This is a genomic window from Pseudomonas sp. AC229, from assembly GCF_979254655.1.
Genome location: NZ_CEEDHK010000008.1, coordinates 185,604 through 197,514 on the forward strand (window position 1 = coordinate 185,604; position 11,911 = coordinate 197,514).

Sequence of the window (11,911 nt, forward strand, 5' to 3'; positions counted from 1 at the left end):
GCTAAAGCCGCTCCTACAGGGGGTCCCGCGTCGGGAGCTGTCAGCCCGCCCGCTCAGGCACAACCACTCGCCCGCTCAACATCTGCGGATCGGCAAAACACTCGCGCAAAATCGAGGCGCTTTCGCTGGCCCACAGCGCGTACGCCGCAGCGCCCGGATGGAAACCGTCGGCGGCAAGCGAATCTCGCTGCATGGGGAAGTTGCATGTTTGCAGGTGGCAGTCCATGCGCCGGTTCGTCAGCCATTTCAGCCCGGCGTTGAAGTGCCTGGCGCGGCGCCCCAGGTACCAGCGCAGCGGTTGCGGCAGCGCCGGGAAGGCGTGCATGGGCGGTATCGGTGCAATCAACAGATGTCGAGTGTTGTATTTCCATTGCAGCAAATCCAACAGCCGGTTCATGGCCGGCGTCCACTCGGCCACCGAGGCACCGCCGGTCACATCGTTCAAGCCAATAGACAGCACCACCGCATCAAACGGCTCGGTCACGCTGCGTTCAACCAATGCCTGCAATTGCGCGGTGTTCAAGCCCGACTGCGCGATCAGCTTCCACGACACTCTGAAAACGCTGGCCAGGTTGCCGACCAACTGCCCGCTCAGCGCCTCGGCCTGGCTGTTCACCCCCACGCCTGCTGCCGCCGAGTCTCCCAACACCAGCAGGCGCAGATGCGGGCCACTTCCGGTCGTGCCCACGCGCTCGCCTTCTGGCTCAGGCAGGCGCGGCGTGACTCGGCGCACATACAGGCCTTGCAGCAACAGCAATGGGGCAAGTGCCAGTTTGATCAGCGTGTCGCGCATACACCTCAACCTTGTTGCTTTAAATGCAGGTTCAAGCGGCGGGTCAGTTTGGCAACCAGTTGCGGGTCTTCCATGGCCAACAACTGCTGGCCTACCCAGTCGCGCCAGCCAGCTTTCTTTTCTTCTCGCGCACTCATTAAACGGCCAAATTCCCACGCGGCTTCGAGGGCCAACTGCGCGTCCAACTCTTGTTGGCGTTGATAGCTTTCGAAGCAGTATTGGCGATGGTGCTGAATGGCGGTGCGTTCGGCGGCTGGAAGCTGGCTGAGGTTGAACGACATATCCGAATCCCTGTAAGCTGGTTATGCATACAGTATTTGGAGCAAGTGATGAACTGTCAACACGAGTCTGAACACGACGGCAAAAAACACGCCGCAGGCACCGAACAGCAACCCATGGAAATGCTCGATTACCTGCGGCTGGCCAACTTCATTCACTACCTGGCCAACGACGTGAGCGAGGCGCCAGGCACCGGTGGCCTGGCCTATGGCGAAACCGGCCTGGCGTAGTGCCACAAAGCTGCTCAAAGCCGCTCTCCTGCAAGCGGCCGAGGCGGCTGATGGGCGCGCGCTTTCTGTAGGAGCGAGCTTGCTCGCGAACCTCTGCAACCGCCAGTTTTGGGATCTCCTTCGCCATCATTCGCGAGCAAGCTCGCGCCTACGGGTTTGCACGCTTCCGTTCGGCATAAGGGCTGGATGCCAATAAAAAATTGAACCCCAGCGGCATAGTGCCCTCCCATAGGCTCCGCGAACCGGCACCGACCGGCGCAGCCGTGGTCATACACTACGATTGCTGCAGCGCACCCGCCTAGAAGGAATATCCGCCATGGAAACGCCGGCGAAGCCGCGTAATACCCTCAACCCGCCGGTGTTCTACACCGCCGCCGTACTGATTCTGCTGTTGGTGTCGTACACCGTGCTGTTCCAGGAACAGTCGCAAACGCTGTTCGACCATATCCAGCACTGGATCATCATTAACGTCAGCTGGTTCTACATCCTCACCGTCGCGCTGATTCTCATCGGCGTGGTGTTCCTCGCCGTGAGCCGCTACGGCGACATCAAACTCGGCCCGGACCACAGCGAACCCGACTACCGCAATGCCAGCTGGTTTGCCATGTTGTTCTCCGCCGGCATGGGCATTGGCCTGATGTTTTTCGGCGTGGCCGAGCCGGTGATGCACTTCACCACACCGCCGGTTGGCGACCCCGGCACCGTGCAAGCCGCCAAAGAAGCCATGAAGCTGACGTTCTTCCACTGGGGCCTGCACGCCTGGGCGATCTACGCCATCGTGGCGCTGATCCTCGCCTACTTCAGCTTCCGCCACGACCTGCCGCTGACCCTGCGCTCGGCGTTGTACCCGCTGATTGGTGAACGCATCTACGGGCCCATCGGCCATGCCGTGGATATTTTCGCCATTCTCGGCACCGTGTTCGGCGTCGCGACATCCCTTGGCTATGGCGTGCTGCAGATCAACAGCGGCTTTCACATGATGTTCGGCCTGCCGGTCAACACCACCGTGCAGTTGGGCCTGATCGTGGTGACGTGCGCGCTGGCCACACTGTCGGTCGCCACCGGCCTGGACCGTGGCATTCGCATCCTCTCGGAACTGAACCTGAGCCTCGCCGTTATCCTCATGTTGTTCGTGCTGGTACTCGGGCCGACCGTGTTCTTGCTGCAAACCTATGTGCAGAACACCGGCAGCTACTTGTCGGAAATCGTCAGCAAAACCTTCAACCTCTACGCCTACGAACCCACCGACTGGATTGGCGGCTGGACCTTGCTCTACTGGGGCTGGTGGCTGTCGTGGTCGCCCTTCGTCGGTCTGTTTATCGCGCGCATTTCCCGTGGCCGCACCATTCGCCAATTCGTTTGCGGCGTGCTGTTCGTGCCGGCCGGTTTCACCCTGCTGTGGATGACCGTATTCGGCGACACCGCCATTCATATGATCCTCAACGAGGGCAACACCGAGCTGGCGCGAATCGTCGGCGAGGACAGTTCATTAGCGTTGTTCGCCTTCCTCCAGCGCTTCCCCTGGTCCACGGTGGTGTCGAGCATTGCCGTGCTGATGGTGGTGGTGTTCTTCGTCACGTCTGCCGACTCTGGCGCGCTGGTCGTCGACATGCTCGCCTCTTCCGGCAGCACCCATTCGCCGGTGTGGCAGCGCATTTTCTGGTCGGTGCTAATTGGCGTGGTGGCGATTGCGCTGCTGCTGTCCAACGGCCTGAAAGCGTTGCAAACCGCGACCATCGCCAGCGCCCTGCCCTTCGCCGCGATCCTGCTGGCCTCGATGTGGGGCCTGTTCAAAGCGCTGGACAAAGACTCCACCAAACAAGGCATGCGCTACCACGCCCTGGCTCGGCCTCGGCAAACCGCGCGCACCCACGGCGGTTGGCAGCGTCGTCTGCGCGGCATCGCCATGTTCCCGCGCCGCGCCCACGTGAACCGGTTCATCAGCGAAGTGGTGCGCCCAGCGTGTGACTCGGTGGCAGAAGAACTGAAAAAACAGGGCTACGTAGCTGAAGTCACCACCGGCAGCGACGGCCGCACCGCGCTTGCCGTAAGCCTGACCGGGCAGCCCGACTTCCTCTACGAAGTACGCCCCCGCGCCTTCACCCTGCCGAGCTTTGTACTGAGCGGCGAGGAAGACACCGCCAGCGAGACCCGCAAATACTTCCGCGCCGAAGTGCACCTCAAAGAAGGCGGGCAAGACTACGACCTGATGGGCTGGAACCGCGACGACGTGATCGGCGACATACTCGACCAGTATGAAAAGCACATGCATTACTTGCATGTGGTGCGCTGATTAGCCCGGAGCATCAACGGCCCCTCACCCCAACCCTCTCCCGCAAGCGGGAGAGGGAGCTGATCTCCGCGCGCTTTTGTAAGAGCGACCTTGGTCGCGAACCCTGCAAACGCCAGTTTTGAAATTTATTTGCCACCATTCGCGAGCAAGCTCGCTCCTACGGATATGCACCCTCGTCGCCATACGTCACTCCTCGCCCGCTTGCGGGAGCACGAAATGAGTCCACTGTTGGGAGCGGCTTTAGCCGCGATTTCCTGCGGACGAAACATCAAAAGCATCGCGGCTGAAGCCGCTCCTACAGGTGCGATGTATCTGGGGTGTTGGTACCGTCAGCGGGCAACCCCAATCTACTGTGGGAGCGGCTTTAGCCGCGATGGTTTAAGGAAAAACGACAGTTTCGCCACCTACGCTGCAGTGCTGGGCTGATTCAGTTGTCGCCGTCGAATTTTCCCGAGTCGCCTGGCGCGCCTCATATTTCGGACTAGCCTCGGCACTTCCCACATCGGTGCCGTTCCGAGCCGGAAGGTCCAGTAGGCCACCCCAGTGGTAACCATCAGCAAGCGACGTTCCTTTAACTCCTGCAACTCAAGAAGCGCGTTGATGAAGCCGTAGAAACTGCCTTCGCTGAGATAGTCGTCGTTTAGCTTTTCAACCAGTCGAATCGCGACCGACCGCACCGTGCCCGCGATCATTGCCAAGGGAATAACCAGAACCGCTAGCGGGAAAACAAGGTTCGCTGTGATGAGCCAAATTAATTCCCAGACATCGCTCATCAGTGTCGGCAACTGGGCATAGAAGGTTTGCCTGTCCGCCATGGTGACGACAATAGCGGCAACCACTGCCAGTAGGCCTCCGAGGTAGGAGGCGAAATTCCCCGCGCCGGGAATGGCGAAAAAGCCACGCGCTTTTCTCACGATGGGGTCGCCTGCCTTGGCGGTTATTGCGCAGCGCCATTCCCACTGTTCAATGAGCACTCGGGCCAACGTTTCGTAATTTTCGTGCTCGCCAAATAGCGCACGGATGGTGGCTGCGCGGTCTCGCTCTGTGAACATCAGAGCGGTTCGCAGCTTGGGATGAGGCGAACCTGGTTTTGACCGCAGATAGCGCTTGCGGCTCGCCTCCACAATTAATTGGGCAAAGCCAAACGCTAGCGGAACTTCGAATGCCAAGACGACCCACGTAAGGTGAGAGTATGTCTGCCAGCGACAAACGATGGTTGTGAATACCGATAGGCCAACCGCACCGGTCATTAACACCACGAGAATCGCAACGAGCAAGAAAATGCGAGTGTTCAACACGTAGCGAGGGATCAAGCGAAACTGACGCCGGTAGGTTTTGACTTTGTGCGAGATCGTCCGCATTTACACATCCTTGTTTTGGCTCCAGCGCGGTAATAGAGCATATGGCAACGGGGTTTGCGAATGTCGCCATCTCCGTTGCCGGAAAATCACAAGCATCGCGGCTAAAGCCGCTCCTACAGGGGCTGCGTTGACACCTTTGTCTAAGCGGCGCGAATACATTGTAGGAGCGGCTTTAGCCGCGATTTCCTGCAAACGAAAAAACCAAAAGCATCGCGGCTCAAGCGGAGTGCCGCCCAGCCGCTCCCACAGACGACGGTGGTGTTTCGCGAGCACAAAAAAGCCCCGCACTAGGCGGGGCTTTTCGTTACAGCTTCACAGCCGTCAACCGCGCTGCGACAAGTCCATCAACTCCCGATTCGCCACGGCATACATGGCGTAGTCGGTTCCCGTGGCGGCGCGCAGTTCGCCGAGCATGGCTTTCCAGCGGTCGACCATTGGCCGGTGCTGTTCGATCCACACTTGGGTGCGCTCTTCCATGTCGGCCGGGGCGTCGGTCATTTGCAGCACCGATACCGTGATGGCCCGCTGTTGCCAGTCGAGGTCGTCGCGGAATGCTTCACGGGCCAGGGCTTGCCAGTTATTTTCCACCGGCAGGTTGGTGATTTGCTGCAAGTACCACGACAGTTCCAGTGCACCACCGACGGCGAAGTAGGCAGCGCCTACCTGTGCCGGGTCCTGGCCGGTGATGTCGGCCGCTTCGATAATCGGCAGCAAGGTGTACAGATGACTTGTGCCTGCGACTGCGCGGGCCAGTTCTTCCGGCACGCCTTGTTCCACGTAGTCCTGCACGCGCGCTTGCCATTGTTCACGCGCCGGCCCTTCCAGCAGGCCGTCGAGTTGTTTGGCCAAGGCTTCCAGGCGTGGGGCGAAGTGGCCGACGTCGCGGGCGGCGTCCAGTTCGTTGCGACGGCTGCGCAGGAACCAGCGCGTAGCACGACGGCCCAGGCGCATCAGTTCGTCCATCAGTTGCAGTTGCAGGTCGGCCGGCACTTTGTAGTCCAGTGCCTCGATCTGCGACCACCAGTACGGCAGACGGAACACGTCGCGCACGATCACATAAGCGCCCGCCACGTTGGCCGCGCTCATGCCGGTGGATTCCTTCAGGCGCTGAACGAAGGTGATGCCCATGTGGTTGACCAGATCGTTGGCGATCTGGGTGCTGATGATTTCCCGTTTCAGACGGTGGCGGCGCATGGCGTCGCCGAACTTCTCGGCCAACAGCGGCGGGAAGGCGGTTTCCATTTCGCGGGCGAGGTAGTCGTCGTCCGGCACCAGGGATTTGAGCAGCGATTCCTTGAGGTCGATTTTGCTGTAGGAAATCAGCACCGACAGTTCCGGTCGCGTCAGGCCGTGACCGTTGGCGGCGCGCTCGGCCAGTTGCTCATCGCTTGGCAGGAACTCCATGGCGCGGTCGAGTTTGCCGCTGGCTTCCAGGGCGGAAATCAGGCGTTTGTATTCGCCAATGCGCTCACGGGCGCGGCGCTGGGCCAGCGACAGGGCCTGGGTTTGCTTGTAGTTGTTGCCCAACACCAGGCTGCCTACGGCGTCGGTCATTTCGGCCAGCAAGGTGTTCCGCTGCTTGCCGGTCATGTCGCCGGCGGCAACGATTTCGTTGAGCAGGATCTTGATGTTCACTTCGTGGTCGGAGCAGTCCACACCACCGGCGTTGTCGATAAAGTCGGTGTTGCTGGCGCCGCCATTAAGGCCGTATTCCACACGGCCGAGCTGGGTCATGCCGAGGTTGCCGCCCTCGCCCACCACTTTTGCGCGCAGTTCGCGGCCGTCGACGCGCAAGGCGTCGTTGGCTTTGTCGCCGACGTCGGTGTGGCTTTCGCTGCTGGCTTTTACGTAGGTGCCGATGCCGCCGTTCCAGAGCAGGTCAACCGGTGCTTTGAGCAAGGCGTTGAGCAGTTCGGTGGGCGGCAGTTTGTCGGCCTTGATGTCGAAGCGCTCTTTCATCTCCGGGCTGATGGCGATGCTTTTGGCGCTGCGCAGGAACAAGCCGCCGCCTTTGGAAATCAGCGAGGCATCGTAGTCGGCCCAGCTGGAACGGGGCAGGTCGAACAGACGTTTGCGCTCGACAAAGCTTTTCGCCGCGTCGGGGTTGGGGTCGATAAAGATGTGCTGGTGGTTGAACGCCGCCACCAGTTGCAGCTTGTCGGACAGCAGCAGGCCGTTGCCGAATACGTCGCCGGCCATGTCGCCGATGCCGATGACGGTAGAGAGGTCTTTCTGCACGTCGATGCCGCGCTCGCGGAAGTGACGCTGCACCGACACCCAGCCGCCTTTGGCGGTGATGCCCATGCCTTTGTGGTCGTAACCGGCCGAGCCACCGGAAGCGAACGCATCGCCCAGCCAGAAGCCGTATTCGCCGGCAATGCCGTTGGCGATGTCGGAGAACGTGGCGGTGCCTTTGTCGGCGGCAACGACCAGGTACGGGTCGTCTTCGTCATGGCGCACGACGTTTTGCGGCGGCACCACTTCGCCTTCTTTCAGGTTGTCGGTGATGTCCAGCAAGCCGGAAATGAAGATGCGGTAGCAGGCGATGCCCTCAGCCAGCACTTCGTCGCGGCTGCCGCCGATGGGCATGCGGCGCGGCACGAAGCCGCCCTTGGCGCCGACCGGCACGATCACGGCGTTTTTCACTTGCTGCGCCTTCACCAGGCCCAGCACTTCGGTGCGGTAGTCCTCTTCGCGATCAGACCAGCGCAAACCGCCGCGGGCCACTTTGCCGCCGCGCAGGTGCACGCCTTCAACCCGTGGCGAGTAAACGAAAATCTCGAACATCGGCACCGGCTTGGGCAAGTCGGCGATGGCGCGCGGGTTGAATTTGAAGCTGAAGTACGACTTGGCCTGACCGTTCGCATCGCTTTGATAGAAGTTGGTGCGCAGCGTGGCTTTGATCAGGTCCAGGTAGCGACGCAGGATGCGGTCTTCGTTAAGCACGGCCACGTCGTCGAGGGCGGTGAGAATCGCTTGTTCCAGACGTTGCTGCTTGTCGGCCAGGTCGTCGGCGGTGAGTTTGCGCGCCAGGTAGAAGCGGGTTTTGAACAGGCGCACCAGTTCTTTGGCGATGTCGACGTGGTTGAGCAAGGCGCTGGCGATGTAGCTCAGGTCGAAGCCCAGGCGAATCTGTTTCAGGTAACGGGCGTAGGCGCGCAGCAAGGCCACGTCGCGCCATGGCATCGCGGCCGTTAGCACCAGGCGGTTGAAGGCGTCGTTCTCGGCGGCGCCACCAACGATCTGCACGAAGGCGTCCTGCAGGGTGTCGTTGAGTTGCTGAATGTCCAGGTCCAGGCCTTCGGCGTAGGTAAACGCGAAGTCGTGAATCCAGAACTCGCGGCCGTTCTGGTGGCGCAGGCGGTACGGGAATTCACCCAGCACGCGCAGGCCGAGGTTTTCCAGAATCGGCAGCACATCCGAAAGCGCCAGCGGTGTGTCGGCGTGGTACAGCTTGCAGTGCAACTGTTGGCCGTCGGCGCTCAGCGGCTGGTAGAAGCTCATCACCAGCGGGCGATCGTCCGAGAGGCTGAGCAAATGCTGCATGTCGACCACAGCCGAGTGCGGCGCAAAGCGTTCGCGGTAGCCGGCCGGGAAGCTTTTCGGGAAGTCCGCCAGTACGCGGGTGCCCTTGGCTTCGCCGAGGCTTTCCACCACCAGACCGGCGTAGTCGTCTTTCCACGAACGGCAGGCCTGAATGACTTCGCGCTCGATTTGCGCGTGGTCGATGTTCAGTTTGGTTTTCGGGTCGATGCGCAGAATGAACTGCACGCGGGCCAGCACCGATTCGGAGAAGTAGGTCCAGAACTCGCAGTCGGTGGCTTGTAGGCGATCGACCAGCACTTGCTGGATGCGCACGCGGCTTTCGGTGGAATAAATGTCGCGCGGCACATAGGCCAGCGCATACACAAAGCGGCCGTAGGGGTCGGCCCGCAGGAACAGGCGCACTTTGTTGCGTTCCTGAATCTGCACGATGGCGAGCGAAGTGTTGTACAGCTCGTCCACCGGGGTCTGGAACAGGTCGTCGCGCGGCAGTACTTCCAGCACTTTCACCAGCTCTTTGCCGAGGTGGCCTTGGGCGTTGAAGCCTGAACGCTGCTCCACTTCCGCCACTTTGCGGCGAATGTACGGAATGCTGCGTACGCTTTCGCTGTAGGCGATGGAGGTGTAAATGCCCATAAAGCGGCATTCCTTGACCACACGACCTTTGGCATCCAGTTCGCGAATGGAAACGAAGTCCGGGTAGGCCGGGCGGTGCACGCGGCTTGGCTGGGCGGCCTTGGCGAACGACAGCAACACGGGCTCACGCAGGTAGTTCACGGCGTAGGCTTCGATGTGCAGGTCTTCGTTGCTCAAGCCGGTACGCAGGCGTTTGGAGAGGCCCAGCAGGGTCGATTCGTCATAGGTGATATGACCGCCCTCGGCTTCATCGGCCACGGTGAATTCTTCATAGCCGAGGAAGGTGAAGCGGTTGTCGAGCAACCACTGCAGGAACACTTTGATTTCCGCCAGTTCGGCGGCTTCGACGTTGAGCTTGGCTTTGCTCAGCCAGTCCAGCAGTTCGCCAACTTTGGCGCGCATGGGTTGGAAGTCGGCGACGGTGATGCGCACTTCTTCCAGCACTTCAAGAATGGCGGCTTCCAGCGTGCGCATGTCGGTGGCGTTGGCGCTGCGGTCGATCTCAAGAAAAATCAGCGATTCTTGCGCCACGTCCGGGCCGGTGGTGCCTTTGGGCAACACTTCCACCAGCTCGCCTTTGGCGTCGCGGCGCACGCTGAGCACGCTGTTTTGCAGGGTATGAATGCTGTAACCGCGACGGTTCAGCTCCATGCGCACCGAGTCGACGAGGAAGGGAACGTCCGGGTGCAGTACTTCGACGGCGGTGTGGGTCGACTGCCAGCCGTGCTTTTCGTAATCGGGGTTGAAAACGCGTACCTGCGGTTTGCTGCTGTCGAAGCGTTCTAACAGACGCCACGCGGACAAGGTGCAACCGACGAGGTCGGAGAGGCGACGCTGGGTCAGTTCCTCGAGGGCGGTGATACCGAAATACTGCTCGGCGAACAGGGCTACTTGTGACAACGCCTGTTCACTAACGTGCTGCGCCAGTGCCGCTTGCAGTTGATGCTGAAAGTCGGCTTTGCTGGCCGCCGTAAAGAACGCCATGTGTGTGCTCCGCTGGGCTTGTTGTTCGTGAGAGAGCTCGCTGAATTCATACCTGACCGATTACGCCGTGTGCCGGTGCCGATAGTTACGTGGGCAGGGCACCCTGTTAATCGGGTTGCACAACAGTCTAGGCCATTGTTGAAACCCGCCAGTGCACGCGACGACCATCAAGTCACGCGTAGCTTAACGAGAGGCTGTGACCGAGGGATTGCGATGGGGCGACATATTCGGTCAACAGATGCAGTGCTCTAGTGCGCTGGTTGTACGGGAGTCTCGGAACAAGCGACGTCATTACCGTGTAGGCGGCGGCCCGACGATTTGGCGCGCGTGCGCTGTTTCCCTCACAAACCACCGTCATTCCCGCGAAAGCGGGAATCCAGAGTCTTTCAGGAGAACGGTGATTGCTCCGAAAACCTGGGTCCCCGCGTGCGCGAGGACGACGGTGTGGGTTGTGGAACCGTCGCCGGTCAGACGATTCGCCGCGCAGGCGCCACCTTCTGCAAATACCCCGTCATTCCCGGGAAGGCGGCGGTCCGACGATTCGGAACCGAAAGTTCCGGAAAGATCACCTTCTCCTGAAAGACTCTGGATTCCGAATCGTCGGACCGCCGCCTGCGCGGAAATGACGGTGAAAACTCAAATCCGTTGCCATCCTTAAATAAATGTCGGAGCGCGATGCTTTTTGACCCACCACTCAATCCCCCAGCCCCCCAATAGCCGCCGCTTCGTGTTTTGCATTAAAGTGTCACGCCATTCGCAGCCACCCCCGCGCGCCTTGTCGCCTGGCTGTGAGCCGTTGCATCTCGTCAATCCGCCAGGAAACTCTCCACGATGGAACACCGCGAAGCGCTCGTCGCCCTGCGTCAATTTCTCTCCACGCAGATTCTGGGTCAGGAAAAACTCATTGAGCGGCTGCTTATCGCCCTCCTCGCCGACGGCCACATGTTGGTCGAAGGCGCTCCCGGCCTGGCCAAGACCAAGGCGATCAAGGAGTTGGCCGAAGGCATCGAGGCGGAGTTCCACCGCATTCAGTTCACCCCCGACTTGCTGCCTGCCGACATCACCGGCACGGAAATCTATCGCCCGGAAACCGGCAGCTTTGTGTTCCAGCAAGGGCCGATCTTCCACAACCTGGTGCTGGCCGACGAAATCAACCGCGCGCCGGCCAAGGTGCAGTCGGCCTTGCTCGAAGCCATGGCCGAGCGCCAGGTGAGTGTGGGGCGCAGCACCTACGATTTGTCGCCGCTGTTTCTGGTAATGGCCACGCAAAACCCGATTGAACAGGAAGGCACCTATCCCCTGCCCGAGGCCCAGCTCGACCGTTTCCTGATGTATGTGAAGATCGGCTTCCCCGACGCCTCGGTCGAACGCAAGATTCTCCAGCAAGCCCGTGGCGAAGCCCTGAACGGCGAAACCAAACCCGAACATAAAGTCAGCCAGCAGGCGATTTTCGCCGCGCGCAAAGAAGTGCTGGGCTTGTACATGGCCGACGCTGTGGAGGAATACCTCGTGCAGTTGGTGATGGCGACGCGCACCCCGGCCAAGTTCGACCCGGAATTGGCCGAGTGGATTTCCTACGGCGCCAGCCCGCGCGGCTCCATTTCCCTTGACCGCTGCGCCCGCGCCCACGCCTGGCTGGCTGGCCGCGATTTCGTGTCGCCGGAAGACATTCAGGCGGTGCTGTTCGACGTGCTGCGTCACCGCATTATTTTGTCCTTCGAGGCCGAAGCGGCGGGCATTGATCAGGACCGGGTGCTGCAACGCATCCTCGATGTGGTTGCCGTGGCCTGAT

At 60.7% G+C, this 11,911-nt stretch carries 7 protein-coding genes; 3 read left to right on the forward strand and 4 right to left on the reverse strand.

Going from position 1 to position 11,911, the window contains the following annotated elements:
* Window positions 1-40: 40 nt before the first annotated feature.
* Together AC0IW7_RS13395 and AC0IW7_RS13400 are read right to left on the reverse strand one after the other, a co-directional pair.
* The gene (locus AC0IW7_RS13395; protein ID WP_471818603.1) at window positions 41-793 is read right to left on the reverse strand and encodes an SGNH/GDSL hydrolase family protein; all 753 of its coding nucleotides are present in this window, start codon (window positions 791-793) and stop codon (window positions 41-43) included.
* A 5-nt stretch (window positions 794-798) separates the two neighbouring features.
* Window positions 799-1,074, reverse strand: coding sequence for a hypothetical protein (locus AC0IW7_RS13400; protein ID WP_463538882.1), 276 nt, complete (start codon window positions 1,072-1,074; stop codon window positions 799-801).
* A 48-nt stretch (window positions 1,075-1,122) separates the two neighbouring features.
* On the opposite strand from AC0IW7_RS13400, the gene AC0IW7_RS13405 reads away from it, so the two are divergent.
* On the forward strand, window positions 1,123-1,302 hold the full coding sequence (locus tag AC0IW7_RS13405) for a hypothetical protein (RefSeq protein WP_471818605.1): 180 nt from the start codon (window positions 1,123-1,125) through the stop codon (window positions 1,300-1,302).
* Between the two features lie 316 nt (window positions 1,303-1,618).
* Window positions 1,619-3,595, forward strand: coding sequence for a BCCT family transporter (locus AC0IW7_RS13410; protein WP_471818607.1), 1,977 nt, complete (start codon window positions 1,619-1,621; stop codon window positions 3,593-3,595).
* A gap of 404 nt (window positions 3,596-3,999) precedes the next feature.
* Here the strand turns inward: AC0IW7_RS13410 and AC0IW7_RS13415 are convergent, their stop codons facing one another.
* Together AC0IW7_RS13415 and AC0IW7_RS13420 are read right to left on the reverse strand one after the other, a co-directional pair.
* Window positions 4,000-4,956 carry a hypothetical protein gene (locus AC0IW7_RS13415; protein WP_471818609.1) on the reverse strand — a complete coding sequence of 319 codons (957 nt, stop codon included), beginning with the start codon at window positions 4,954-4,956 and terminating at the stop codon, window positions 4,000-4,002.
* Between the two features lie 321 nt (window positions 4,957-5,277).
* Window positions 5,278-10,119 carry an NAD-glutamate dehydrogenase gene (locus AC0IW7_RS13420; RefSeq protein ID WP_471818611.1) on the reverse strand — a complete coding sequence of 1,614 codons (4,842 nt, stop codon included), beginning with the start codon at window positions 10,117-10,119 and terminating at the stop codon, window positions 5,278-5,280.
* 831 nt (window positions 10,120-10,950) lie between these two features.
* Here AC0IW7_RS13420 and AC0IW7_RS13425 point away from each other — a divergent pair.
* Complete coding sequence (locus AC0IW7_RS13425; protein WP_108097801.1) at window positions 10,951-11,910, forward strand: AAA family ATPase; 960 nt, start codon at window positions 10,951-10,953, stop codon at window positions 11,908-11,910.
* Window position 11,911: the final 1 nt, after the last annotated feature.